This window comes from Aurantimonas sp. A2-1-M11 (assembly GCF_036549475.1).
Classification (GTDB): Bacteria; Pseudomonadota; Alphaproteobacteria; order Rhizobiales; family Rhizobiaceae; genus Aurantimonas.
Genome location: NZ_JAZHLI010000013.1, coordinates 54,199 through 78,870, shown reverse-complemented (window position 1 = coordinate 78,870; position 24,672 = coordinate 54,199). Strand labels below are relative to the sequence as shown.

General features: G+C 67.1%; 22 protein-coding genes and 1 pseudogene. 11 read left to right on the top strand and 12 right to left on the bottom strand.

All coding sequences use genetic code 11. The features are described 5' to 3' along the window. Positions 1-83: 83 nt before the first annotated feature. The 10 genes from VQ042_RS08560 (at position 84) to VQ042_RS08515 (ending at position 11,159) form a co-directional block, all read left to right on the top strand. Positions 84-1,106, top strand: coding sequence for an NAD-dependent epimerase/dehydratase family protein (locus VQ042_RS08560; protein WP_331817531.1), 1,023 nt, complete (start codon positions 84-86; stop codon positions 1,104-1,106). A 147-nt stretch (positions 1,107-1,253) separates the two neighbouring features. Further along, complete coding sequence (locus tag VQ042_RS08555; protein ID WP_331817529.1) at positions 1,254-1,526, top strand: hypothetical protein; 273 nt, start codon at positions 1,254-1,256, stop codon at positions 1,524-1,526. A 193-nt stretch (positions 1,527-1,719) separates the two neighbouring features. Further along, on the top strand, positions 1,720-3,294 hold the full coding sequence (locus VQ042_RS08550) for a DegQ family serine endoprotease (protein WP_331817527.1): 1,575 nt from the start codon (positions 1,720-1,722) through the stop codon (positions 3,292-3,294). A gap of 2 nt (positions 3,295-3,296) precedes the next feature. Next, entirely contained in the window at positions 3,297-4,652 is a 1,356-nt protein-coding gene (locus tag VQ042_RS08545) for a replication-associated recombination protein A (protein WP_331817525.1), read from the top strand. A 139-nt stretch (positions 4,653-4,791) separates the two neighbouring features. Beyond that, positions 4,792-6,411, top strand: a complete 1,620-nt coding sequence (locus tag VQ042_RS08540; RefSeq protein ID WP_331817523.1) for a BCCT family transporter — start codon at positions 4,792-4,794, stop codon at positions 6,409-6,411. Between the two features lie 142 nt (positions 6,412-6,553). Continuing rightward, positions 6,554-6,931: a fluoride efflux transporter CrcB gene (gene crcB, locus VQ042_RS08535; RefSeq protein ID WP_331817521.1), complete on the top strand. Its 378-nt coding sequence runs from the start codon at positions 6,554-6,556 to the stop codon at positions 6,929-6,931. A gap of 38 nt (positions 6,932-6,969) precedes the next feature. After that, positions 6,970-7,956, top strand: coding sequence for an RluA family pseudouridine synthase (locus tag VQ042_RS08530; protein ID WP_331817519.1), 987 nt, complete (start codon positions 6,970-6,972; stop codon positions 7,954-7,956). Continuing rightward, on the top strand, positions 7,956-8,663 hold the full coding sequence (locus VQ042_RS08525; protein ID WP_331817517.1) for an HAD-IA family hydrolase: 708 nt from the start codon (positions 7,956-7,958) through the stop codon (positions 8,661-8,663). The genes VQ042_RS08530 and VQ042_RS08525 overlap by 1 nt, the downstream gene beginning before the upstream one ends. A 96-nt stretch (positions 8,664-8,759) precedes the next feature. Then, complete coding sequence (locus tag VQ042_RS08520) at positions 8,760-9,503, top strand: ATP12 family chaperone protein (protein WP_331817515.1); 744 nt, start codon at positions 8,760-8,762, stop codon at positions 9,501-9,503. 123 nt (positions 9,504-9,626) lie between these two features. Then, a complete protein-coding gene (locus VQ042_RS08515; protein WP_331818223.1) occupies positions 9,627-11,159 on the top strand; it encodes an acyl-CoA carboxylase subunit beta in 1,533 nt (510 codons plus the stop codon). A gap of 52 nt (positions 11,160-11,211) precedes the next feature. Here VQ042_RS08515 and VQ042_RS08510 read toward each other — a convergent pair whose 3' ends face one another. From VQ042_RS08510 to topA, 7 genes are all read right to left on the bottom strand, one after another. Beyond that, on the bottom strand, positions 11,212-12,222 hold the full coding sequence (locus VQ042_RS08510) for a hypothetical protein (protein ID WP_331817513.1): 1,011 nt from the start codon (positions 12,220-12,222) through the stop codon (positions 11,212-11,214). Positions 12,223-12,419: 197 nt separating this feature from the next. Continuing rightward, positions 12,420-12,587 carry a 50S ribosomal protein L33 gene (rpmG, locus tag VQ042_RS08505; RefSeq protein WP_024351709.1) on the bottom strand — a complete coding sequence of 56 codons (168 nt, stop codon included), beginning with the start codon at positions 12,585-12,587 and terminating at the stop codon, positions 12,420-12,422. A gap of 192 nt (positions 12,588-12,779) precedes the next feature. After that, on the bottom strand, positions 12,780-13,985 hold the full coding sequence (locus VQ042_RS08500) for an MFS transporter (RefSeq protein WP_331817509.1): 1,206 nt from the start codon (positions 13,983-13,985) through the stop codon (positions 12,780-12,782). Positions 13,986-14,005: 20 nt separating this feature from the next. Beyond that, positions 14,006-14,764, bottom strand: a complete 759-nt coding sequence (locus VQ042_RS08495) for an NUDIX domain-containing protein (RefSeq protein ID WP_331817507.1) — start codon at positions 14,762-14,764, stop codon at positions 14,006-14,008. Continuing rightward, positions 14,761-15,198, bottom strand: coding sequence for a DUF983 domain-containing protein (locus VQ042_RS08490; protein ID WP_331817505.1), 438 nt, complete (start codon positions 15,196-15,198; stop codon positions 14,761-14,763). Before VQ042_RS08490 ends, VQ042_RS08495 begins: the two co-directional genes overlap by 4 nt. After that, on the bottom strand, positions 15,195-17,498 hold the full coding sequence (gene rnr, locus VQ042_RS08485) for a ribonuclease R (protein ID WP_331817503.1): 2,304 nt from the start codon (positions 17,496-17,498) through the stop codon (positions 15,195-15,197). The genes VQ042_RS08490 and rnr overlap by 4 nt, the downstream gene beginning before the upstream one ends. Continuing rightward, on the bottom strand, positions 17,467-20,238 hold the full coding sequence (gene topA, locus VQ042_RS08480) for a type I DNA topoisomerase (protein WP_331817501.1): 2,772 nt from the start codon (positions 20,236-20,238) through the stop codon (positions 17,467-17,469). The genes rnr and topA overlap by 32 nt, the downstream gene beginning before the upstream one ends. A gap of 209 nt (positions 20,239-20,447) precedes the next feature. Here topA and VQ042_RS08475 point away from each other — a divergent pair, with 209 nt between their 5' ends. Beyond that, complete coding sequence (locus tag VQ042_RS08475) at positions 20,448-20,669, top strand: hypothetical protein (protein ID WP_331817498.1); 222 nt, start codon at positions 20,448-20,450, stop codon at positions 20,667-20,669. On the opposite strand, the gene VQ042_RS08470 is transcribed toward VQ042_RS08475, so the two are convergent. From VQ042_RS08470 to VQ042_RS08450, 5 genes and pseudogenes are all read right to left on the bottom strand, one after another. After that, positions 20,658-20,894 (bottom strand): hypothetical protein, encoded by a 237-nt coding sequence (locus VQ042_RS08470; protein WP_331818221.1) that lies wholly within the window; start codon positions 20,892-20,894, stop codon positions 20,658-20,660. The two genes, VQ042_RS08475 and VQ042_RS08470, sit on opposite strands and share 12 nt — an antisense overlap. Positions 20,895-21,002: 108 nt before the next feature. Next, positions 21,003-21,787 (bottom strand): annotated as a pseudogene (locus VQ042_RS08465) (DNA-processing protein DprA); the annotation flags it as partial. Further along, the gene (gene plsY / locus VQ042_RS08460; RefSeq protein ID WP_331817497.1) at positions 21,784-22,392 is read right to left on the bottom strand and encodes a glycerol-3-phosphate 1-O-acyltransferase PlsY; all 609 of its coding nucleotides are present in this window, start codon (positions 22,390-22,392) and stop codon (positions 21,784-21,786) included. The pseudogene VQ042_RS08465 and the gene plsY, both read right to left, overlap by 4 nt. Next, positions 22,392-23,705, bottom strand: coding sequence for a dihydroorotase (locus VQ042_RS08455; protein ID WP_331817495.1), 1,314 nt, complete (start codon positions 23,703-23,705; stop codon positions 22,392-22,394). The genes plsY and VQ042_RS08455 overlap by 1 nt, the downstream gene beginning before the upstream one ends. Continuing rightward, positions 23,702-24,655, bottom strand: coding sequence for an aspartate carbamoyltransferase catalytic subunit (locus VQ042_RS08450; protein WP_331817493.1), 954 nt, complete (start codon positions 24,653-24,655; stop codon positions 23,702-23,704). The genes VQ042_RS08455 and VQ042_RS08450 overlap by 4 nt, the downstream gene beginning before the upstream one ends. Positions 24,656-24,672: the final 17 nt, after the last annotated feature.

The following is a 24,672-nucleotide window of genomic DNA, read 5'->3' as shown; positions in this document are numbered from 1 at the left end:
TCTGGTGGCAGTTGGTCCGTCGAGCACTGCGGTCGGTGCGTGCTCCTGCCGTGCCAAGGTTCAAGGTTCAAACGAGCATGTCGATGAATCGGAACCAGGTACTCCTCACCGGCATATCCGGCTTCATTGCCGGCCATGTGGCGCTGCAGCTGCTCGACGCCGGCTTTTCGGTTCGCGGCACCGTCCGGTCGCTGCGACAAGCCGAAACGATCCGCGAGGCGATGGTTGCAGCCGGCGCGGATGTGGGGCGTCTGTCCTTTGTTGAGGCCGATCTGACCGCTGACGACGGCTGGTTCGCCGCGGCAGAGGGATGCCGCTTCGTGCTTCACACGGCCTCGCCGTTCCCTGCCGCGCCGTCGCGGGACAGATTGGCCCTCATGCCAGCGGCCGAAGGCGGCACCATGCGCGTCATCGCTGCCGCAGTGGGGGCAGGGGTGGAACGGGTCGTGCTGACCTCATCGGCCGCCGCGATGTATTCGGGCCATCCGCCTCGGGCCGACGAGTTCTACGGCGAAGCCGACTGGTCCGACACCGACAGCCCCACGATCTCGGGATACGCCCTGTCGAAAACGCTGGCCGAACGCGCGGCCTGGAAGGCTGCGCAGGCGGGCGGCGTGGATCTCGTCGCGCTCAATCCGACACTCGTCCTCGGTCCGTTGTCCGGCCCTGCGCTCGGTACCTCCGCGGCACTCGTCGCAGCGATGATGCGGGGACGGATGCTCGCGGTGCCGGATCTGGCCTTTGCCCTGGCGGACGTTCGTGATGTCGCCGAGGCCCATCTGGCAGCCATGACCGTATCCGCGGCGTCGGGACGACGCTTCGCCCTTTCGAGCGGCACGCTCACGTTGCGCGAAATAGGGCAGGCGGTGGCAAAGGTCTGCCCGACCGGATCCCGCAGTCTGCCACGATGGCGGTTGCCCAACGCGGTCGTGCGCGTTGCCGCGATGATTTCGCCCCAAGCGCGCGCTGCACTTCCCGAACTCGGCCGCCGCAAACGGCTCGACACCGGGCCGGCGCGCGACATCCTCGGACTTCGCTTTCGCGACCCCGAGGAGGCAATCGGCGCGATGGCCAGGAGCCTCGTCAGTGTCGGCGCCGCGGGGTGAATCTTGCGCGAGGCCGGTGTCGTCCGGACCGCGCCAGCTTTGCCCATGGCAGCGGGCTTGTAATCGTGCAGTGTGTTGCAAATGCCATGGAAAGCGGCCGGGTGCGGTGGCATAGGCGGGGTCTCGGGAAGGCCTGCGGAAAATTCGTTGAAATCGAGGCAACCTTTTGGCGGCCAGAACACTTTTGGCTTCGAGAACGGGACGAGGTCACCCAAGGGTGGCGATATTTACGCGGATGAAACAACTTCTATGAAAAATGCGGACATTATGAACACCACGGGCCGGCTTTCCATGCGACGCACTTTTCTGACTCTCTTGTGTGCGATGGCGGCATTCGGCGTCCTGACCGCAAGCTATGCGACGGCCGATCTGCCGGACGAGGCTCCTGCCGCGATCACGCAGACGGCGGTCGCCGAATAGGCGCTGGTACCACCAAAGCAGTATCGACGAAAAAGGGGCCGCAATGGCCCCTTTTTCGCGTCCGCCATGTGGTTTATGCGAAGGCGTGCCGCCAGCGTGTGGCATCCGACTCTTCGATGCGCAGCATCCGCCGTCCATGCGCCCGGGCAAGGGCCCCGAGACGGTGCTGCCGGTCCAACACGGCGGACGGAACATGCAGGCAAAGCTCATTCTCTCGGGTCTTCTCGTGGGGGCGCTGGTCGTGGCGGCGCCGTATCTCGGCGTGTTCGACACGGCCGGGTTCCTCGGCACGCCCGATCGGGCATCGCAGCGGAGCCTTGCGCCGGGTGACGGGTTCGTGCCCCTCGGCGAAGACCGCCAGGCCGCGGCGGAGCCGGATGCGGCCATTTCCGACCAGCCGGTTCCCGCCGCTCCGGTTGACCAGGCGGTCCTCCAGGGCGAGGGCGGTGTCCGGGTACCCGAGAGCCAGGCGCAGATCCAGCTCTCCTTCGCGCCACTGGTGAAGCGGACCGCGCCGGCCGTCGTCAACGTCTACGCGGCGCGCGCCGTCCCGGCACAGCGCTCGCCCTTCGCCGGCGATCCGTTCTTCGGGCAGTTCTTCGGCCAGCCGCAAAACCGCCAGCCCCGCATGGAATCGTCGCTGGGCTCCGGCGTGATCGTCGACGCGTCGGGTCTTGTCGTCACCAACAACCACGTGGTCGCAGACGCGGACGAAGTGAAGATCGGCTTTGCCGATGGCCGCGAGTTCACGACCGAAGTCCTGCTCAGGGATGACAGCGTCGATCTCGCGGTGCTCAAGATCGACGACGAGGGACCGTTCCCGACGCTCCCCATCGCCGATTCGGATCAACTGCAGATCGGCGACCTCGTCCTGGCGATCGGCAATCCCTTCGGCATCGGGCAGACCGTGACCAGCGGCATCGTCTCGGCGCTGGCCCGCACGCATATCGGCGTCGACGATTTCGGGTTCTTCATCCAGACCGATGCGGCGATCAATCCGGGCAATTCCGGCGGCGCGCTGATCGGCATGTCGGGGGAACTCGTCGGTGTGAACACCGCCATCTTCTCGCGTTCCGGCGGTTCCAACGGCGTCGGCTTCGCGATCCCCGCCAACATGGTCGCCAGCTTCATCCACTCGGCCAAGGCGGGAGGCCGGTTCGAGCGGCCCTTCGTCGGCGCCAGCTTCGCCCCGGTGACCGCGGACATCGCCGAGGCCGTCGGCCTGGACCGTCCCTCCGGTACCCTGGTGCGTGCGATCATGGCAGGCGGTCCTGCCGAGGCGGCAGGACTGACGGTCGGCGACATCGTTCTCGCGGTGGACGGACTGGAGGTCGTCGGCGCGGATGCGCTGGGTTACCGCCTCGCCACCGCCGGCATCGGCAAGACCGCCCGGCTGACGATCCTGCGCGGCGACGAGCGCGGCACCATCGAGCTACCGCTGGAGCCGGCGCCGGAGGTACCACCTCGTGACGCCCGCACCATCGATGGCCAGAACCCCTTCGCCGGTGCGACGGTCCTCAATCTGTCGCCGCGGGTGGCCGAGGAACTGGGCATGCCGCTGGAAAAGACCGGGGTCGTGGTGGCACAGGTCGCGCGCGGTTCGCTCGCCCAGCGCTTCGGGCTGCGGCCGAACGACATCCTGCTCAGCGTCAACCGCCAGCCGGTCGCGACGACCCGGGAACTGGAAGCCGCCGCAGCCGACCGCGCGGGTGGCTGGGCGTTCGAGATCGACCGGAACGGGCGCCGCATGGCCCAGCGGGTGCGCTGACCATGGCCGACCTCTTCGGTAACGGCGATCCGCCGCAGAACACGGGGCGCTCGCCGGTGTCCGGATCGCCGGACAAGGACGACCGGTCCCGCCCGCTGGCGGACCGGCTGCGTCCGCGCCAACTGGGCGACGTCGTCGGTCAGGAGCATCTGACGGGCGAGGGCGGGGTCCTGTCGCGCATGCTGGAGGCGACCAGCCTTGGATCAATGATCTTCTGGGGCCCGCCCGGCACCGGCAAGACGACCGTGGCACGCCTGCTGGCCCACGAGGTCGACTATGCCTTCGAGCAGATTTCCGCGATCTTCTCCGGTGTCGCTGATCTCAAGAAGATGTTCGAGGCGGCCCGGCTGCGCCGTTCCAACGGCAGGCGCACGCTGCTCTTCGTCGATGAGATCCATCGCTTCAACCGTGCCCAGCAGGATTCCTTTCTGCCGGTGATGGAAGACGGCACGGTCGTGCTCGTCGGCGCCACCACCGAGAATCCCTCCTTCGAGCTGAACGCCGCGCTGCTGTCGCGGGCCCGCGTCCTGACCTTCCGTCCGCATGGCTCCGCCAGCCTCGTCCAGCTTCTCGAGCGGGCCGAGGCGGCCGAGGGCAAGGCGCTGCCGCTCGACGAGCAGGCGAGGGCGGTGCTGCTGCGGATGGCAGACGGCGACGGGCGCGCCGCGCTGACGTTGGCCGAGGAGGTCTGGCGGGCGGGCCGGCAGGGCGAGATCTTCGATGCCGAAGGGCTGCAGGAGATCGTCCAGCGACGGGCGCCGGTCTACGACAAGGGCCAGGACGGCCACTACAACCTGATCTCCGCACTGCACAAATCGGTGCGTGGCTCGGATCCGGACGCGGCGCTCTACTGGCTCTGCCGCATGCTTGACGCAGGCGAGAACCCCCTGTATCTCGGCCGCCGTCTGGTGCGCATGGCATCCGAGGATATCGGACTGGCCGATCCGCGCGCATTGGGCATCGCGCTCGCCGCCAAGGATGCCTTCGACTATCTCGGCTCGCCTGAAGGCGAGCTCGCGCTGGCCGAGGCGACCGTCTACCTGGCGAGTGCGCCGAAATCCAACGCCGTCTACACCGCCTACAAGGCGGCGATGCGCACGGCGAAGGATCACGGCTCACTGCTGCCGCCAAAGCACATACTGAACGCCCCGACGGCGCTGATGCGCGACGAGGGCTATGGGACCGGATACGCCTACGACCATGACGCGCCCGACGCGTTTTCCGGTCAGGACTATTTTCCGGACGAGATGGATCGGCAGCAATTCTATCGGCCGACCGACCGCGGGGCAGAGGTCTCCATCGGCGACCGGCTTCGAAATTGGGCGAAACTTCGCCGAAATCGTGACCGCAGGGGTTGATACTTCACAGGTGACGCCAATCTAACGTCGTCGGCGAGAAGCTGCCGGCGTGCCCGATCGTGGCGAGATGGCGACCTGTTCGTCTGGGTTTCGCACGACGATGCCCAAAATTTCCATAATCGAGCAAAGTGAGGTTCAGATGTCTCTCGAACCGGGCCAATTGGCCGAACATTCCGTCACCGACTACGAGGTCGGCCAGGACAATCTCCAACGGTTCGGGCTGGACATCCATAATCCGGTGTTCCCGATTTCCGCCGGCGTCATCATCGCCTTCGTGACCTTCACGCTGCTCTTCCCGACCCTGGCCGACGGCTTCTTCGGCTGGCTGCGCCCGGCCATCACCAGCACCTTCGACTGGCTGTTCATCCTGGCAGGTGACATCTTCGTGCTGTTCTGCCTGTTCCTGGTGGTTTCGCCCTACGGCAAGATCCGCCTCGGCGGGAAGGACGCCCGGCCGGACTACGGTTATTTCGGCTGGTTCGCCATGCTGTTTGCCGCCGGCATGGGCATCGGCCTGATGTTCTACGGCGTGTCCGAGCCGATCACGCATTTCACCGCCGCGATGGAAGGCGGCTCGGCCGCGCCGCTCGGCGGTGCTCCGGGCGACATCGAGGCTGCCCGTCGTCTCGGCATGGCAGCAACGATCTATCACTGGGCCCTGCACCCCTGGGCGATCTACGCGGTGGTCGCGCTGGCGCTGGCCTTCTTCAGCTACAATCTCGGCCTGCCGCTGACGATCCGCTCCGCCTTCTACCCGCTGCTCGGCGAGCGGACCTGGGGCTGGCCCGGCCATCTGATCGACATCCTGGCAGTCTTCGCCACCCTGTTCGGTCTGGCGACCTCCCTCGGTTTCGGCGCAGAGCAGGCTGTCTCCGGCCTCAACTTCCTCTTCGGCGTTCCTGATACGCTGATGTCCAAGATCGTGCTGATCGCCCTGATCACGGGCGTGGCGCTGATCTCGGTGGTGGCCGGGCTCGACGGGGGCGTCAAGCGCCTGTCGGAAGTGAACATGGTGCTGGCGATCCTGCTGATGACGTTCATCTTCGCCGTCGGCCCGACCATGGACCTGCTCTACGGCTTCTTTGGCAATTCCGTCGCTTATCTGCGCGAAGTGATCCCTCTCTCCAATCCGTTCGGCCGCACGGATGACGGCTATCGCACCGGCTGGACGACCTTCTACTGGGCGTGGTGGATCAGCTGGTCGCCCTTCGTCGGCATGTTCATCGCCCGGGTGTCCCGCGGCCGTACGGTGCGCGAGTTCATCACCTGCGTGCTGCTCATCCCCACCGTCGTGTCGATCATCTGGATGACGATCTTCGGTGGAACCGCGCTGACCGAGACCATCGCGGGCTATGCCGGCATCGTGGAAGCCGATCTGTCGGTGAAGCTGTTCGCGATGCTGAGCCAGTTGCCGCTGGCGTCGATCAGCTCGTTCATCGGCATCATCCTCGTCATCGTGTTCTTCGTGACATCGTCGGATTCCGGTTCGCTGGTGATCGACACGATCACGGCAGGCGGCAAGATCGACGCGCCGGTACCCCAGCGCATCTTCTGGGCCACCTTCGAGGGCCTCGTGGCAATCACGCTGCTGATCGGCGGTGGTCTGGCGGCCCTGCAGGGTGCGGCGATCACGACGGGTCTGCCCTTCGCGATCCTGCTGCTCGTGCTCTGCTACTCGACCATGCGTGGCCTCCATGCGGAGCACAAGCAGCCGTTCCAGCAGCATGCCAGTGCCGAAGCGCGCGCCGCCAAAGAATAGCTCTCCTTTCTCCCAGGGACGGCGGCACAACGGCGGGGCCAGCCACTGGCCCCGCCGTTTTCATTTGAGCACTATTCTGGCGCTCCGCCTCGACATCGACACCAGTCTTACGCACGGCCCCGCCATCGGCTAGAACCCGCGCATGTCGCATCTTCTCATCGTCGCCGCCGGCGGCGCCGTCGGCGCCACGCTCAGGCATCTTTCCGGCATGGCCGCCCTGCGCCTCTTCGGCGCCGGCTTTCCGTGGGGCACGGTCGTCGTGAACGTCCTCGGTTCGTTCCTGATGGGGCTCTTCATCGAGCTTGCGGGACGGCGGTTCGACGCGCCGCAGGAAATCCGCCTGCTGGTCGCCACGGGGTGCCTCGGCGGCTTCACCACCTTCTCCACCTTTTCGCTCGACGCGGTGGTTCTGGCCGAGCGCGGATCGCACATGCTGGCGGCGATCTACGTGATCGGCTCGGTAGTGGCGGCAATCGGTGCGCTGTTTGCCGGTCTCGCCCTCGCGCGATGGCTCGCCTGATGCTATCTGCAGCAGTTCAAGCGGAAGGCATGAGTTAAATGGCGTCGGTCGAACAGAGACGGATCGAGGATGACGAGGCGGGACTACGCCTCGATCGTTGGTTCAAGCTGCATTATCCGGGACTGGGCTTCGGCCATCTGCAGAAGCTGTTGCGGTCCGGACAGGTGCGCGTCGATGGCGGCCGCGCCAAGACGGACACGCGTGTTCTGGCCGGCCAGATGATCCGGGTTCCGCCGATGAGCGGCGACGCAGGCCGTCCCAAGGTCGGCCCGCTGACCGCCAACACCATGCGCGACCAGCACGACGCCGACGTCCTGGCGCAGATGCTGATCTACGAGGACGAGAAGGTCTACGTCTTCAACAAGCCAGCGGGACTGGCGGTGCAGGGCGGGTCCGGCCTGAACCGGCATGTCGACAAGATGCTGGAGGCCTGGCGCAGCCGCAAGGGCGAGAAGCCGCGGCTGGTCCACCGCCTCGACCGCGACACCTCGGGCGTCCTCGTGGTCGCGCGCACCCGCGGCGCGGCGACCGCGCTGACCAAGGCGTTCCGCGAGCGCGACACCAAGAAGACCTACTGGGCGATCCTCAAGGGCGTGCCCGTTCCCCATGACGGCCGTATCTCGACCTTCCTGGTCAAGGAGCAGACGCCGGACGGCGACCGCATGCGGATCGGTAAGCATGGAGAGGACGGCGCAGACCATGCGCTGACCCACTACCGGGTCATCGAGAACCTGGCGCAGAATTTCTCCTGGGTGGAGATGGAGCCCTATACCGGCCGCACCCACCAGCTGCGCGTCCATGCGCTGCATATCGGCCATCCGATTCTGGGCGATCCGAAATATTTCGAGCACGACACCAACTGGGAGTTTCCGGGCGGCGTCCAGAAACGGCTCCACCTGCATGCACGGCGCATCGTCATCCCGCATCCGGACGGCGGCGTCATCGACCAGATTGCGCCGCTGCCGCCGCACATGATCCAGACCTTCAACCTCTTCGGTTTCGACGAAACGGCGACGAACGACTGATGAAAGCCGTTTTGTTCGACTGCGACGGCACGATCGCCGATTCCTGTGGAGTGATCTGCGCGACGATGCGCCAGGCCTTCGAGGCCCAGGGCCTGCCGGCGCCCGATGATGTGGCGACGCGCAGCATCATCGGGCTGTCCCTGGACGAGGCGATCAGGCGTCTGCGTCCCGTCGCCGAGCCGCATCTGGTTGCCGCCATCGTCGATGGATACCGTCAGGCCTTTCGCGCGGCGCGCCGGGACCCGGCGTTTCGCGAGCACCTGTTTCCCGGCATGAAGGCGCTGGTCGAGGATCTGGCGGCGCGCGACGACGTGCTGCTCGGCCTTGTGACCGGCAAGTCGCGACGAGGCGTTGCGGCGATCTGCGAGGCGCACGGCCTGACCCAAGCCTTCGCCGCCATCCGCACTGCCGACGATTGCCCGTCCAAGCCGCATCCGGCCATGGTCGAGGAATGCTGCGCCGTCTTCGGCATTTCCCCGCGTGAGACACTGGTGATCGGCGATTCGGTCTTCGACGTGGAGATGGCCGGGGCGGCGGGCGCTGCGGCGCTGGGTGTCGCCTGGGGCACCCACGAGGCCGCGCCACTCGTCGCCTCCGGTGCCTTTGGCGTCGCCGACACCGTGGCCGATCTGGTGGTCGCGGTCGACCGCTGGCTGGAGATGCCGGTCCCGCATGCGATGCTGCCGCACGCGGCGCCGACGAATTGACGATTTGCCGGCGCGAAGAACCGCCGGCAACGAGGCAAGCCGTGCATCGGGCGGGCCGATAGCCCCGCATCCGGTGCGCAAGGTGGGAGAGCCCCGATGACCCAAGGCAAGGCGCAGGCGGACCTGCCGAAGCGCTTCTACACGGACGTGACGCTGGCGCCGTCGGATACCGGCTACGCGATCCTGCTCGACGGCAGGCCGGTGAAGACGCCGGGGCGCCGCCCGCTCGCGGTACCGATGCGTCGCGCGGCCGAAATCGTGGCGGCCGAATGGGACGCCCAGCGCGAGCGCATCGATCCGGCTACCATGCCGATGACCCGGCTGGTCAACACGGTGATCGAGGCCATCGCCGACGATCCGAACCCGGTGCGCGACGATCTGGCCCGCTATATCGAGACCGATCTTCTGTTCTATCGCGCCGGCTCCCCGCACCGGCTGGTGGTACGCCAGCGCGAGATGTGGGATCCGGTGCTCGACTGGGCGCGGGAGACGTTCGGTGGGCGCTACCTTTTGACCGAGGGCGTCATGCATGTCGGCCAACCGCCGGCTGGGATCGCCGCCTTCCGCGAGCGGCTTGCGTCGATCGACGATCCCTTCCGGGTGGCCGCCCTCCACCAGGTGACGACGCTCACCGGCTCGGCGCTGCTCGCCCTGGCGGTCGCCGAACGACATCTGTCGGCCGCCGATGCCTGGATGCGGGCCCATGTCGACGAGGACTGGAACATCGATCAATGGGGCGCCGACGACGAGGCGAGCGCCCGCCGCGAGATGCGCTGGCAGGAGATGCAGGTGGCATCCGTGCTGCTGACGGACGACGAGCCAGCCGACGCTCGGCCTTGAATGGCGCCATGCGCCCGACAGGACGGATGACGGCGCGATGCTGTCGCGGCGGCGTTGCTATGGTAAGCCGGTGACGCGGCCCGGCGAGGTCGCCAAGAGACGAAACAGGTGAGGAAACGGATGATGCGCGACATGCTGTCGGAACTCGAGTCGCGGCGCGAAAAGGCTCGCGATGGCGGTGGCAGGAAGCGGATTGAGGCGCAGCACGCCAAGGGCAAGCTGACCGCCCGCGAGCGTCTGACGGTGTTTCTCGACGCGGACTCCTTCGAGGAGTTCGACATGTTCGTCCAGCATCGGGCGACCGATTTCGGCATGGACCAGCAGCATTATCCCGGTGATGGCGTCGTCACCGGCTGGGGCACGGTCAACGGCCGGACCGTCTTCGTCTTTGCCAAGGATTTCACTGTGCTGGGCGGCTCGCTCTCCGAAGCTCATGCCGAAAAGGTCCAGAAGGTCCAGGATCTGGCGCTGCGCAACCGCGCGCCGATCATCGGCTTCTACGACGCCGGCGGCGCGCGCATCCAGGAAGGCGTGGCCGCGCTGGGCGGCTATGCGGAGATCTTCCAGCGCAATGTCCTCGCCTCCGGCGTGATCCCCCAGATCTCGGTGATCATGGGACCCTGCGCGGGCGGCGACGTCTATTCGCCGGCGATGACCGACTTCATCTTCATGGTCCGCGACACGTCCTACATGTTCGTCACCGGCCCGGACGTGGTGAAGACCGTCACCAACGAGACGGTAACCGCCGAGGAGCTGGGCGGCGCCTCGGTGCATACGGTGAAGTCGTCGATCGCCGACGGCGCCTACGACAACGACGTCGACGCGCTGCTGCAGATGCGCCGGCTGATCGACTTCCTGCCGGCCTCCAACACCTCGCCGGTGCCGGAGCTCGACTACAGTCAGTCGGTGACGGCCGAGGACATGTCGCTGGACACGCTGGTCCCCGACAACGCCAACAAGCCCTACGACATCAAGGAACTGATCCGGAAGACTGTCGACGAGGGCGATTTCTTCGAAATCCAGGCGGCCTTTGCCGGCAATATCGTCACCGGCTTCGGCCGCATCGAGGGCCGCACGGTCGGTATCGTCGCCAACCAGCCGATGGTTCTGGCCGGGGTGCTCGATTCCGATGCCTCGCGCAAGGCGGCGCGCTTCGTGCGTTTCTGCGACTGCTTCTCGATCCCCGTCATCACCTTCGTCGACGTGCCGGGCTTCCTGCCGGGCACGGCGCAGGAATATGGCGGCCTGATCAAGCACGGCGCCAAGCTGCTCTTCGCCTATGCCGAGGCGACGGTGCCCAAGGTGACGGTGATCACCCGCAAGGCCTTCGGCGGCGCCTATGACGTGATGGCGTCGAAGCATCTGCGCGGCGACATCAATTATGCCTGGCCGACCGCGCAGATTGCGGTGATGGGTGCCAAGGGCGCGTCGGAGATCATCCACCGCAAGGACGCCGGCGACCCGGAGAAGCTGGCAGCTCATACCCGGGAGTATGAGGAACGCTTCCTGTCGCCCTTCGTCGCCGCCGAGCGGGGCTATATCGACGAGGTGATCATGCCGCACTCGACCCGCCGCCGGGTCTCGCGGGCGCTGGCGATGCTGCGCAACAAGGATCTCGAAAACCCCTGGAAGAAGCACGACAACATTCCGCTGTGACGGGATCGGCGCGGGAAGCTCAGCGGTTGCCGCCGATGCCCGCGGACGAACGTCAGTGCGCCGCCCATTCCGCGACGGCCGTGCCCAGCGTCGGGTGCATCAGATAGCCGTAGAGATCGTGCGGGTTCGAGACGATGGCGCCCGACGCCGCATCCGCATAGTGCCAGCAATTGTAGATCTTGCGGTCGCTGATTTCCTGGACGAAGCCGGCCCGCAGCATTGTCGAGAAGGCCGAGCGCATCCGCTCGATATGGGCGATGTAGTCGTCCTCTGCGTGGATGTTGCGCCACTCCACGACCTGCCGCGGAAACTCCTCGTTCGAGCGCGCCCAGCCGCCCGCCAGGTTGCGCCGAACACCCGGCTCGCCGAGCGGGCAGCCGAAGGTGACCCAGCGGGCGATGCGGCCGCCGCGCTCCCTTACAGCCGCATATTCGCTCATGTAGGAGAGCTTCCACAGAACGTCCCAGGCGACGATGCAGCCCATGCTGTGGGTCAGAAGACACATGTCGTCGCGGGCGTCGATGCGGGGCAGGAGCACGGACTGCAGCCGGCCGCGAATCGACGACGAGATGATCTGCGAGGTGAGATACGCCGACAGGTCCGGCAGGCTGCTGGCGATCAGCCGGTCGTTGAGAAAGCCGAAGGTGAAGAGCTGGCCGAACAGGCTGGCGATGTCGGCGGCCTCGTCGAGCAGGCGCCAGTCCTCCGCCTCCGCCAGCACCTTGCGATAGGCGGGCTTGTCGAAGCGCCGCAAGGCCGAGGTGAAGGCATAGCCCGCCTCGATGAGATCGAAGGGCAGGGCGGGGCGGAACGTGTACTCGGGATCGTTCGAGGCGGTCAGGATGGCGCGCTTGGCGGTGTCCGCTGCGGCGGCGATCTCGTTGTTGATGTCGCCGTAATAGACGAAGTGCACCTCGATGCGACCAGACTCGATGTCGGCCACCGCCGCATCGGCGCGGGCACGCCGCAGCCCGTCCAGGAGCGCCCTCCGCGCGATCTGCGCCATCAAGCTGCCAGCCGGCTTCACCGATCGGCCATGAACCAGGATCAGATGCTTCGCCATATTCAGGCTCCGAGCACGACTGACTCGGATTTACACTAGATTGCAGCGTCTGTTACGGCAATTTGACAGTCCCGATCGGCGCGACCCCGCGTGCGCCGGTGCCCGGTGCAGCGGAATAAGCCCGGACGACGAAAAGCGCCGCCCCGTTGCCGGAGCGGCGCCGAACTCGACCCTGGCAGGTGAAGGCCTGCCGGAGCTTACTTGATCTTGGCTTCGCGGAACTCGACGTGCTTGCGCGCGACCGGGTCGTACTTGGTCTTGACCATCTTCTCCGTCATCGTGCGGCTGTTCTTGCGCGCCACGTAGAAGAAGCCGGTGTCGGCTGTCGAGAGGAGCTTGATCTTGATCGTGGTTGCCTTGGCCATGGCCCTATCCGTTCGCTGATGCGTGCCGCTCCTCGAACCGACCGGCCCTGTGCCGGTGCCGTTCGTCCAGATGACGGCGGAAACCCAAATTGTGCGATTCGCGAAAATCCGCTGCAGCGGTAGCACGCGACGATGCGCCGGCGCAGGGCGTCGGCGAATTCGAGCCGGACCATAGCCATGCCGGCGGCCAAGTCAAGACCGGCCGCGCGCCCACGCCATGCGGGCGACGGTCAGGACCAGATACAGGCCGAAGAACAGCGCCAGGGCCCAGGCGAAACCGTTGTAGCCGAAGATATCCATGGAGGAGCCGATCACCTGCGGGCCGACCAGCATGCCGGCCGAATAGCAGAAGATGAAGGCAGCGTTGGCGGCGGCGAGATCGCCGCCGCCGAGTCGCGAGCCCAGATGAGCGAGGCCGACCGTGTAGAGGCCCGCAACGACGCCGCCCCACAGGAACAGGACACCGGCCATCAGCCACCAGTCGTTGCCCAGCAGCGGCAGGCACAGCGTGCCGACCAGCCCGACGAAGGCGAACAGGGTGAGCAGCGAGCGCCGGTCGCGGACGCGGTCGGAGATCAGCCCGATGGGAATCTGCATCAGGACGTTGCCGAGCCCGATGGCGATCAGCAACTGCGCCGCGGCGGCCTCGGTGTAGCCGAGACGTTCGCCATAGATCGGGAAGAGGGCGAACCCTCCGGCCTCGACCGCGCCGAAGATCAGGACCGCGCCGGTTGCGGTCGGGACGGAGAAGATGTGGCGCCAGAACGCGCCGCGCCGTCGCTCGCCCAGAGCCGGTTGCCGGTTCCAGGCGAACAGGAGCGGGACCGCCGAGGCGAAGATGACGCCGGAGCCGATGGCGAAGGGCAGGATGCCCTGCGAGCCGACGACCGAGAAGATGTACGGGCCGAGGGCGAAGCCGAGCGACAGGACAGTCGCATAGATGCCGAGGATGAACCCCCGCCGTCCGGGCGGCGCGGCGGCATTGATCCAGAATTCGGAGAGAACGAACAGCGCGGTGATGGAGAAGTGGAAGACCAGCCGCAGCGGGAACCACGTCCAGAACGGCGTGAAGTAGTAGAAGCCGAGGGCCGAGACGCCGGACAGGACGATGGCGATCAGCATCGACAGCCGCACGCCCAACACCCGTGCGATGGGCGTGATGAGCGGCGCGGCCAGAAGCGAGGCAACGCCTGCGACGGCGGTATTGGCGCCGATGCCGATCATCGTCGTGGAGACGCCGCGGCTTTCCAGGATCACGCTGAGCAGCGGCAGCCCGAGTCCCAGCGCAATGCCGACGGCGCTGATTGAGGCGATGGCGGCGCCGGCCGCGACCCAGTCGATCGTCTCGATGTCGGCTTGCGCCTCGGCCACGATGTTGTCGGCGGTCCGCCTGTCCAACGATCACCGCCCACGCTGCGTCAGAGAGACTCGCGAATGAAACGACCGCGGATGGCGCGGTAGAACGGCATCGGATGTGCCGGGTCCTGCCAGGTTCCGTCGGCGATTCGCGCCTTGAGGTCGCTGACGATGCGCAGGGTGATCGGCGCCAGCGACAGATCCTGCAAGGCGTCGAGATCGACCCAGGCCAGCGCTTCGAGCTCGTCGGTCGGCAATTCGCTCAGGTCCAGCTGATGGCCGATCGCGTCCGCGGATACGCAGAAGAATCGCGTGTCGTAGCGTCGCGGTGGCCCGGGCGGCGTGATCGCCCTCGCGATGGGCACCAGCATTTCGGGAGCCGGCCGGATGCCGCGCGCGCCGAACGCGTTCCAGTATTCGCCCTTGCCGGAAAAGCTGCCTGTCGCGCCGATCATCGCGCCGGCCTCCTCGAAGGTCTCGCGGATCGCCGCCAGCGCGGTCGCGGTCGCCCGGCGGCGGTCGAAGCGGGCAGGGGGACCGGCGCACAGCCGGTCGAAGGCAAGTTCACTGAGCGAGAATTCGCGCGCCAGCGCCAGATCGGACGGATCGATCCGCCCGCCGGGAAACACGTAGCGCCCGGGCATGAACACATGGCCCGACGAGCGTCGGCCCATCAGGACCCGTGCGGTGCCGTGGCTGTGGTCGACGATCAGCAGGGTGCCGGCATCGCGGATGCGCCGGGCCGGCGGCAATGTGCTCGGCTTGGCCAGGCGCGCGCGTTCGGCGTTCAGCGTCGCGAGCGAATCCCCGCCGTCGCTCAACCGACGCGGTCCGCGTCGTCCTCTGTGCCGAAGCCGCCGAGGCGCAGGGACCACTGGAGGCCGATGGTCGCGCCCTTGAGCGGCTGGAGCAGGGCCAGGGACATGACCAGGGTCACCGGAACCCACATCGCCAGATGCGTCCACATCGACAACTCGTAGGACGCCTCGACACCCATGAACAGGGCCACGACGATATGCCCGACGATGAAGATCGTCAGGTACGGCGGCAGGTCGTCGGCGCGATGATGGTGGATCTCCTGCCCGCAGACCGAGCAATCGTCGACGCTGCGCAGATAGCTGCGAAACAGCTTGCCCTCACCGCAATTGGGGCAACGGCAGCGAAATCCGGCGACGAGCGCCGGCCAGAGCGGACGCGCGCCTTCGGCGCTGTTGGCCCGAGTCTCGGCGTCGGCCTGCATGGTGATACCCGTCATCGCTTCTTCCTGACCTTGCCCGCGACATTCTTCTCACGACGACCGGGCCGCTGTCGACGGCCGGTCTTGTGGAACGAGCCCGCTTCGCGGGGCAGCTTGCGCGGCTCGCTGAGCATTTCGAACTGCATCGATCCCGCCAGGGGGATCGCTTCCGTCAGGCGGATCTCGACCGTGTCGCCAAGACGATAGCCGTGGCCGGTTCGGTCGCCGACGAGCGAACGGCCCACCTCGTCATAGTGGAAATATTCGTTGCCCAGCGTGGATATGGGGACGAACCCGTCGGCGCCAAAGGCCGGCAGCGCGACGAAGAGTCCCGCCTTGGTCACGCCAGCTATGCGCCCTTCGAAGTCTTCGCCGACCCGGTCGGCCAGATGGTGGGCGATCAGCCGGTCGACCGTGTCGCGCTCGGCCGCCATGGCGCGGCGTTCGGCGCGCGAGATCTCCTCGGCGGTCGCCTCCAGGTTTTCCTCGTCCTCGCGGCTGAGCCCGCCTTCGCCGAGATCGAAGGCCGTGACCAGCGCCCGGTGGACGATGAGATCGGCATAGCGGCGGATGGGCGAGGTGAAATGCGCGTAGCGGTCGAGATTCAGGCCGAAATGGCCGATGTTCTCCGGGGAATAGACCGCCTGCGACTGGGACCGCAGCACCACCTCGTTGACCAGGCTCTCGTGCTCGCTGGCCCTGACCTGGCTGAGAATGCCGTTGAAGTGCGACGGCCGCAGCGCGCCGCTCTTGGCGAGTGAGATCTCCAGCGTGCGCAGGAAGTCGCGCAGGGATTCGAGCTTGGCGAGGGAGGGCGAGTCATGGGCGCGGTAGATCAGCGCCTGACGTTTCGATTCGAGGCTTTCGGCCGCAGCGACATTGGCGAGGATCATGAATTCCTCGATCAGCCGGTGGGCGTCGAGGCGGGCCGGCACAATGACCTTGGCCACCCGGCCGTCCGGCCCGAGCTTGAGCTTGCGCTCGGGCAGATCGAGATCGAGCGGCTGTCGGCGCTCGCGCGCCACCTTGACCAGCCCATAGGCCGCCCAGAGCGGCTTCAGCATCGTCTCCACGACATGCGGATCGACCTCGCCGGGGACGCCGTCGATCGCCGCCTGCGCGGCCTCGTAGGCGATCTTGGCGTGGCTGCGCATCATCACGCGGTGGAAGCTGTGCCGCCGCTTGCCGCCCTCGGCGCCGATGACCATGCGGACCGCCAGCGCCGGCCGGTCGACGCCGTCGCGCAGCGAGCACAGATCGTTCGAGATCCGCTCCGGCAGCATCGGAATGACGCGGTCGGGGAAATAGACGGAATTGCCGCGCAGCCGCGCCTCGGCGTCGAGCCTCGTTCCGGGGCGGACGTAGTAGGAGACGTCGGCAATCGCCACGGTGACGATCATGCCGCCGGGATTGCCCGGATCCTGGTCCGCCTCTGCGTGGACCGCGTCGTCGTGGTCCTTGGCGTCGGCTGGGTCGATGGTTACCAGCGGGAGCTGCCGCCAGTCCTCGCGCTTGTCCATGCTGGCTGGACCGGCCGCCTCGGCCTCGCTCAGCACAGCCTTGGGAAAGATGTGGGGGATGGAATGGGCGTGCAGCGCAATCGTCGAGATGGCGCGCTCGGAGTCCATCGAGCCGACGACATCGGACACGGTGGCGAAGGGCAGGCCCAGGCGGGCGCGTGGCCCCGGTTCCACGGCGACGAGGTCGCCGTCGCGCGCACCGTTCTCGTCGCCCGGACGCACGGCGTATTCCGGCTGCTTGCGTTCCACCGGCTCGACCCGCCCGCCGCCGCCGGGCTTGGCGCGGAAGACGCCGAGCGCCACCGTCTTGCGGCGTTCCAGGACACGGATGATCCGGGCTACCCGGTTGCCGGCTTCGTCCTCGTCGATGCTGGCCAGGATGCGCTCGCCCAGACCCGCAGCGGGGTTCTTGGCGCGATCCTGCAGCACCGGCAGACGCGGACGGTCTCCGTCCGCTGCCTCGTCCCAATTGACCGGCTCGGCAAGCAGCCCGCCGTCATCGTCGCGGCTGCGGATCTCGAGAACCGTCACCGGGGGCAGCGCGCCCGGCGTGGAGAAGTGCTTGCGGCTGCCCGACAACAGGCCCTCGGCCTGCAGATCCGCAAGCAGGTCCTTGAGGCCCACCCGTGCATCACCCTTGACCGCGAAGGCCTTGGCGATGTCACGCTTGGACGAGCGACCGGGGTTGTCCGCGATGAAGCGGAGCACCGCCTCGCGCGTCAGCTCCGGGGGGGCATCGTTCCGGGACCGGCCTTTCGCCAAAATCCTACTCCTGATCCCATGGCACCGAATCGGCATCGACCACCGGTTTGGCCGTCTTTGCCGCCGCCGGCTTCCTGGCCGTGGCAGGCTTCTTGGCAGCCGCCCTCTTGGGTGCCGCGGCCTTCTTGGCCGGCTCATCGCCCTCGACAGCCTTTGTCGCCGGCTTCTTGGCAGGTGCCTTCTTGGCCGCCGTCTTCTTGGCTGCGGGCTTTTTCGCCGCTGCCTTCTTGGCCACCGGTTTCTTGCCGGTCTTCTCGACGCGCTCGTTGATCAGCTGGATCGCATCTTCCAGCGTGACGCTGGCCGGATCCTTCGCCTTGGGCAGCGTCGCATTGACCTTGCCGACATTCACATACGGCCCGAAACGGCCGTCGCGCACGGTGATCTCGCCGCCATATTGCGGATGTTCGCCGAGTGTCGCCAGCGCCGCAGGCGTGCCGCGTCCGCGGCCGCCCTTTTCCTTCTTCTCTGCAATGACGGTGACGGCGCGGTTGAGGCCCACCTCGAAGACATCCTCGATGGTCTCGAGGTTGGCATACATGCCGTCGTGATTGAGGAACGGTCCGTAGCGTCCGAGCCCGGCCAGGATCGGCTTGCCGCTTTCGGGATGCAGGCCGACCTCGCGCGGCAGCGACAGGAGCCGCAGCGCCTTGTCCAGGTCCATCTCGCTCGCCTGCCAGCCCTTGGGCAGGGACGAGCGCTTGGCCTCCTTGCCCTCGCCGCGCTGGACGTAGGGCCCGAAACGTCCCGTGCGCAGGGTCACCGGCTCGCCCGTTTCCGGATCGACGCCGAGATCCGACGGACCCTCGTCGGCGGCCGCACCGTCGCCCGACAGATTGGTGCCGAGTTGGCGGGTATAGCCACAATCGGGGTAGTTGGAGCAGCCGACGAAGGCGCCGAACTTGCCGAGCTTGAGCGATAGCTGGCCGTTGCCGCAGCGCGGGCAGGCGCGCGGCTCGGTGCCGTCCTCCTTCGGCGGGAAGACCAGGGGGCCGAGCTCGATGTTGAGGGCGTCGAGAACGTTGGTGACCCGCAGTTCCTTGGTGCCGTCGACCTGGGTCGAGAAGTCCCGCCAGAACTCCCGCAGTACGTCCTTCCAGGCAAGCTGGCCGGCCGAGATCAGGTCCAGCTTTTCCTCCAGCGCCGCGGTGAAGTCGTACTCCACGTAGCGCTCGAAGAAATTGTGCAGGAACGCGGTGACAAGGCGGCCCTTGGCGTCGGGCAGCAGCTTGCGGTTCTCCTGCACCACATAGCCGCGGTCTTCCAGCGTCTGCAGCGTCGACGCATAGGTGGAGGGCCGGCCGATGCCGAGCTCTTCCATTCGCTTGATCAGCGAAGCCTCGGAAAAGCGCGGCGGCGGCTCGGTGAAATGCTGCGAGGCTTCGATGGCGCGCTTGGCCAGGTCCTCGTCGGCGAGGATTTCCGGCAAGCGGGCGCGGTCGTCGTCCTCTTCGCCGGGATCGCTCGCCTTGCTGTCGTCGCGATGCTCGACATAGGCGCCGATGAAGCCGTCGAACTTGATGACCTGGCCGGTGGCGCGCAGGGTTGCAGTCTCACCGCCATTGGTGGCCACGATCTCGGCCGTCGTGCGCTCGATCTCGGCCGATGCCATCTGGCTCGCGATGCAGCGTTTCCAGATCAGGTCGTAGAGCCGGGCCTGGTCACGATCCAGATACCGCTCGATGTCCTTGGGCGAACGGCCGAATTCGGTCGGACGGACGGCTTCGTGGGCCTCCTGCGCATTCTTGGCCTTGCTCGAATAATAGCGCGGCTTCTCCGGCACGTAGCGATCGCCGAAGCTCGCTCCGATGGACTTGCGTGCATCGGCGATGGCTTCCGGCGCCATCTGGACGCCGTCGGTCCGCATGTAGGTGATCAGGCCGACGGTCTCGCCGCCGACATCCACGCCCTCATAGAGCCGCTGGGCGACCTGCATGGTGCGCGAGGCCGAGAAGCCGAGCTTGGCGGACGCGGCCTGCTGCAGCGTCGACGTGGTGAAGGGCGGGCCGGGATTGCGCTTGGTCGGCTTGGCCTGAACGCTGTCGACCCGGTAGGTGGCGCCGTCCAGCATGGCGCGGATCGTCTCGGCCCGCTCGCCGTCGCCGATCGACATCTTCTGCAGCTTGTCGCCGCCGAAGCCGGTAAGCCGCGCGCGAAAATCGTCGCCGCGCGGCGTCGCGAGCGTCGCCGCGACCTGCCAGTACTCTTCCTTCTTGAACCGCTCGATCTCGGCTTCGCGGTCGCAGACAAGGCGCAGCGCCACCGACTGGACACGGCCGGCCGAGCGGGCGCCGGGCAGCTTTCGCCACAGGACGGGGGAGAGGGTGAAGCCCACGAGATAATCGAGTGCACGGCGGGCGAGATAGGCATCCACCAGCGGCTCGTCGATGGCGCGGGGATTGGCCATCGCATCGAGCACCGCCTTCTTGGTAATCGCGTTGAAGACGACCCGGCTGACGGGCTTGGTGCCGATCACCTTCTTCTGCCGCAGCACTTCCAGGACGTGCCAGGAGATGGCCTCGCCCTCGCGATCCGGATCGGTCGCCAGCACGAGGCCGTCGGCCTTCTTGACCGCCTGGGCGATCTCGTTGATTCGCTTTACCGAGGGCTTGCCGACCTCCCAGCTCATCGCGAAATCTTCGTCCGGACGCACCGATCCGTCCTTGGGAGGAAGGTCGCGAACGTGGCCGTAGGAGGCGATCACATGGTAGTCGCCACCGAGGTATTTGTTGATCGTCTTCGCTTTGGCCGGCGATTCGACGATGACGACATCCATGACAAGGCAGTCCTGAGAGAAGAGAGATGCGACCCGGTCAGGTCGCCTGTGCAGCAGAAAACTCGACGACGAAACGGGCGTCGGCCGCACCGTCACATGGACAGTCCGGCGCGACCGGTCAACCCCGCCCCTCGTCGCGCACTCTTGCTGGTTGTAGTCATGGACAGAAAATCCCTAAAGTTGCAGCTTCAGGGCAAGACCGCGCGGACATGGGATTCGTCGCCGTCGCCTGCCGCTTTCGGGAGTGTGCCATCCATGACAGCGCATCCAACCGACGCGAAGCGAATTTGCGCTACGTCCGCGACATGCTGGCACAACTGAAGCTTGTGTCGAACGTCCAGAACAACTCGTTGCTGGGCTATCTCCTGGAGATGGCGCGGCTCGAGGCAGAGCATCAGATCTCGCTCAGCACGACGCGGTCAGAGAAGTAGCGATACCAGCCCGCCGGGATGGCGCTCCAGGCGATCCGACAGATCCAGTTCCAGAAGGACGAGCTGGACCGCGCCGGGCCGGGCACCGGTATGGGCGATGCTGTCGTCGATGGCGACCGGCGTGGGACCGAGGGTTTCAAGGATACGCTCGCGCTCGCCTTCCGCCGGCTCGTCGGAGGCCTGTCCCGAAGGTGGCTCCTCGATTGCGGGTGGGCCGGCTGTCATACGATCGTCCAGGGGTCGCAGCGCCTCGATGATGTCGGCCCCTTCGGTCGCCAGTATGGCTCCGGTCTTCCGCAACTGGTTGGTACCGGCGGCGCGCGGATCGAGGGGCGAGTCGGGCACGGCAAAGACGATCCGGCCGATCTCCGCGGTGATGCGGGCACTGATCAGCGATCCTGAGCGCAGCGCGGCCTCGGTCACCACCAGGTCCATCGCCAGCCCCGCGACCAGCCGGTTGCGCCGGGGAAAGTCGCGGGAGCGTGGCTCCCAGCCGAAAAGACGCTCGGAGACGAGGCAGCCGCCCTCGTCGACGATCCGGCGCATCAGCGGGCGGTTCTCGTCGGGATAGGGGCGGCCGAGACCGCCGGCGAAGACGCCGATGTTCCGGTCGCCAGCGCGGCCTCGTGGGCGGCCGCATCGATGCCGCGCGCCAGCCCCGAGACCACGACGTACCCCGAGCGGCCGATCTCCGCGGCGATCTGGCGTGTGAGCTTGACCCCTGAGAGGGAGGCGTTGCGCGCGCCGACGATTGCGACGGCCGGCTGGTCGAGGGTATCCGCGGCGCCCATGATCGCCAGCACCGGCGGCGTGCTCTCCGTCGCCCTCAGCAGCGTGGGGTACTCGGGTTCGCCCAGGCAGATGAAGCGGGCCCCCATGCGGATCGCCCGGGCCATCTCCGCCTCGGCCGATTCCCGGCTTTCGACCCGGATGCTGCGGCCGCCGCGCGCGGCCAGTTCGGGCAGTGCCGCCAGCGCCGCGTCGGCGCCGCCGAAGCGGTTGATCAGGGTGCGGAAGGTGACGGGGCCGACGTTCTCGCTGCGGATCAGGCGCAGCCAGGCAAGCCGGGTCTCGTCGGGAAGTCTGACGCCACGGGGAGAGGCGTCGGAGACCGTCACCCCTTGGCTCCGATCTTGCCCTCGGTGCCGGCCAGCAGCCGGCGGATATTTGCGTGATGGCGGATGTAGACGATCAGCGTCAGGAGGCCGGTGAGGGCGGCCGCGTCCAAATAGCCGAGGGCGAGATAGGCGATCGGCACGATCAGCGTGGCTGCCAGGGCGGCCAGCGAGGAATAGCGGGAGAAGTACGCCACGGAGAGCCAGACCGCGGCGAAGACAAGGACGCCGATCGGGGCGATTCCGAGAAGGATGCCGAGATAGGTGGCGACGCCCTTACCCCCCTTGAAGCCGACCCACACCGGGAAGAGGTGGCCGAGAAACGCCGCCAAGCCAGCCAGGATGGCCGCTTCGCCGCCCCAGCGTGAGGCGACGAGCACCGGCACGGTACCCTTCAGGATGTCACCGGCAAGGGTCAGGGCGGCCATCGGCTTGTTGCCGGTGCGCAGCGCGTTGGTGGCGCCGATGTTGCCCGAGCCGATCTTGCGGATGTCGCCGAGGCCGAACAGGCGCGCGAAGATCAGCCCGAAGGGAATCGAGCCGATGAGATAGCCGCCGACGACGCACGCCAGCCAGATCGGCCAGAGGCCCGCTCCCCAATCCACCATCAGCCCCCGCTCCGGTCCGGTTCCTGGAAGACTGTGCGGCCGGCGACGAAGGTCCGCAAGACCTGGCCCTGGAAGCGGGCGTTCTCGAAGGCGGTGTTCTTCGAGCGCGAGCGGATGCGATCCTCGCTGAACAGGAACGGCGCCTCGAGATCGACCAGGGTCATGTCGGCCACAGATCCCGGCGCGAGCGTGCCGCGGTCGATCCCCAGCAGCTTCGCCGGCGCGGCGGTCAGACACTCGATGATGCGGGGCAGGGACACGTCGCCGCAATGATGCAGGCGCAGGGCGGCCGGCAGCAGGGTCTCGAGGCCGATCGCGCCGCTCTCGGCTTCGGCGAAGGGCCGGCGCTTGCCGTCGGCGTCCTGCGGATCGTGGGAGGAGACGATGATGTCGATGGTTCCATCGGCCAGGGCCGTGACCATGGCGGCGCGGTCCTCCTCGCGGCGCAATGGCGGCGACAGGCGGAAGAAGGTGCGATATTCGCCGATGTCGTTCTCGTTGAGCGACAGATGGTTGATCGAGATGCCGGCCGTTGCGGCGGTCCCGCGGCGTTTGGCCTGCCGCATGACGGCCGCCGATTCGCCCAGCGAGACCTTGGCCGCATGGTAGCGGCAGCCGGTGAGGGCAGCGAGGCGCAAGTCCCGTTCCAGCGGGATGATCTCGGCCTCAGCGGGCGCGCCGGGCAGACCCAGCCAGGACGCCAGCAGGCCCTCGTTCATGACGCCGCTGCCGGTCAGCGCGGCATCCTGCGTCTCGTGCATCACCAAGGCGTCGAAATCGCGGGCATAGGTCATGATCCGCCGCAGCAGCACCGGATCGGAAATCGTGTGCCGGCCATCGGTGAAGGCCCGCACCCCGGCCGAGGTCAGGAGACCGATCTCGCTCATCTCCTTGCCCTTCAGGCCGCGGGTGAGGGCGGCCGCCGGGAAGACGTTAACGGCGGCCGTGTCGCGCGCCGTGCGCATCACGAACTCGGCGATCGCCACCTCGTCGACCACGGGATTGGTGTCGGGCATGGTCAGGATGGAGGTCACGCCACCGGCGGCCGCAGCGGCAGAGGCCGAGGCGATCGTCTCGCGGTGTTCGCCGCCCGGTTCGCCGATGAACACCCGTGCATCGACAAGGCCGGGCACGAGCAGGAGGCGCCGGCCGTCGACGATCTCGGCGCCGTCGGGCGCGCCCTGGTTGAGGGCATCCGCGCCGGCAGCCAAGATCCGCCCGCCCGCGACGATGACCGTGCCGGTCTCGTCCAGCGACCGGGCCGGATCGACGATCCGCACATGCTCGATGACGGTTGGCGCCGGCGTGCTCATGCCGAGACCTCCGGTCCGCCGATCAGCGCCGACATCACCGCCATGCGGACCGCGACGCCCATCTCCACCTGCTCCTCGATGACGCTCTGCGGTCCGTCGGCGATCTCTGAGGCGATCTCGACGCCGCGGTTCATCGGGCCGGGATGCATGACCAACGCATCGGGCTTGGCGTATCTGAGCTTTTCGGCGTCGAGGCCAAAATAGCGGAAATATTCGCGCACCGAGGGGACGAAGGATCCTTCCATGCGCTCGCGCTGCAGGCGCAGCATCATCACCACGTCCGCGTCCTTCAGCCCGTCCTCCATGCGCCGGAAGACCTCGACGCCCATCGATTCGATGCCGCTGGGCAGCAGGGTCGAGGGCGCCACGACACGCACCCTGGCGCCGAGCGCGTTGAGAAGGAGGATGTTGGAGCGCGCGACGCGGCTGTGCAGGACGTCGCCGCAGATCGTCACGGTGAGCCGGGCGATGCGGCCCTTGTGGCGGCGGATGGTCAGCGCATCCAGCAGCGCCTGGGTCGGATGCTCGTGGGCGCCGTCGCCGGCATTGACCACCGAGCAGGCGACCTTCTGTGCCAAGAGCGCCACCGCACCGGCCGAATGGTGCCGCACGATCAGGATATCCGGCTGCATGGCGTTCAGGGTCATCGCCGTGTCGATCAGGGTCTCGCCCTTTTTGACCGACGAATTGGCGATCGCCATGTTCATGACGTCGGCACCGAGGCGCTTGCCTGCCAGTTCGAACGACGCCTGGGTGCGGGTCGACGCCTCGAAGAAGAGGTTGATCTGGGTGCGTCCCTTGAGCGTCGACTTCTTCTTGTCGCGCCGGCGGCTGACGGCCACTTCCGCCTCGGCCAGATCGATCAGCTGTTCGATCTCGTGGGGTTTCAGGCGGGCGATACCCAGAAGGTGTCGCTGGCCGAACGGGGGGATGGGCAAGGTCGCGCTCATTAAAACGACGCCTATAG

Coding starts and splice junctions, on each gene's coding strand:
- VQ042_RS08560 (WP_331817531.1), top strand. CDS start 84: ATGAATCGGAACCAGGTACTCCTCACCGGCATATCCGGCTTCATTGCC.
- VQ042_RS08550 (WP_331817527.1), top strand. CDS start 1,720: ATGCAGGCAAAGCTCATTCTCTCGGGTCTTCTCGTGGGGGCGCTGGTC.
- VQ042_RS08545 (WP_331817525.1), top strand. CDS start 3,297: ATGGCCGACCTCTTCGGTAACGGCGATCCGCCGCAGAACACGGGGCGC.
- VQ042_RS08540 (WP_331817523.1), top strand. CDS start 4,792: ATGTCTCTCGAACCGGGCCAATTGGCCGAACATTCCGTCACCGACTAC.
- crcB (WP_331817521.1), top strand. CDS start 6,554: ATGTCGCATCTTCTCATCGTCGCCGCCGGCGGCGCCGTCGGCGCCACG.
- VQ042_RS08530 (WP_331817519.1), top strand. CDS start 6,970: ATGGCGTCGGTCGAACAGAGACGGATCGAGGATGACGAGGCGGGACTA.
- VQ042_RS08525 (WP_331817517.1), top strand. CDS start 7,956: ATGAAAGCCGTTTTGTTCGACTGCGACGGCACGATCGCCGATTCCTGT.
- VQ042_RS08520 (WP_331817515.1), top strand. CDS start 8,760: ATGACCCAAGGCAAGGCGCAGGCGGACCTGCCGAAGCGCTTCTACACG.
- VQ042_RS08515 (WP_331818223.1), top strand. CDS start 9,627: ATGCGCGACATGCTGTCGGAACTCGAGTCGCGGCGCGAAAAGGCTCGC.
- VQ042_RS08510 (WP_331817513.1), bottom strand. CDS start 12,222: ATGGCGAAGCATCTGATCCTGGTTCATGGCCGATCGGTGAAGCCGGCT.
- rpmG (WP_024351709.1), bottom strand. CDS start 12,587: ATGGCCAAGGCAACCACGATCAAGATCAAGCTCCTCTCGACAGCCGAC.
- VQ042_RS08490 (WP_331817505.1), bottom strand. CDS start 15,198: ATGACGGGTATCACCATGCAGGCCGACGCCGAGACTCGGGCCAACAGC.
- rnr (WP_331817503.1), bottom strand. CDS start 17,498: ATGCCGATTCGGTGCCATGGGATCAGGAGTAGGATTTTGGCGAAAGGC.
- topA (WP_331817501.1), bottom strand. CDS start 20,238: ATGGATGTCGTCATCGTCGAATCGCCGGCCAAAGCGAAGACGATCAAC.
- VQ042_RS08475 (WP_331817498.1), top strand. CDS start 20,448: ATGGGATTCGTCGCCGTCGCCTGCCGCTTTCGGGAGTGTGCCATCCAT.
- VQ042_RS08470 (WP_331818221.1), bottom strand. CDS start 20,894: ATGACAGCCGGCCCACCCGCAATCGAGGAGCCACCTTCGGGACAGGCC.
- plsY (WP_331817497.1), bottom strand. CDS start 22,392: ATGGTGGATTGGGGAGCGGGCCTCTGGCCGATCTGGCTGGCGTGCGTC.
- VQ042_RS08455 (WP_331817495.1), bottom strand. CDS start 23,705: ATGAGCACGCCGGCGCCAACCGTCATCGAGCATGTGCGGATCGTCGAT.
- VQ042_RS08450 (WP_331817493.1), bottom strand. CDS start 24,655: ATGAGCGCGACCTTGCCCATCCCCCCGTTCGGCCAGCGACACCTTCTG.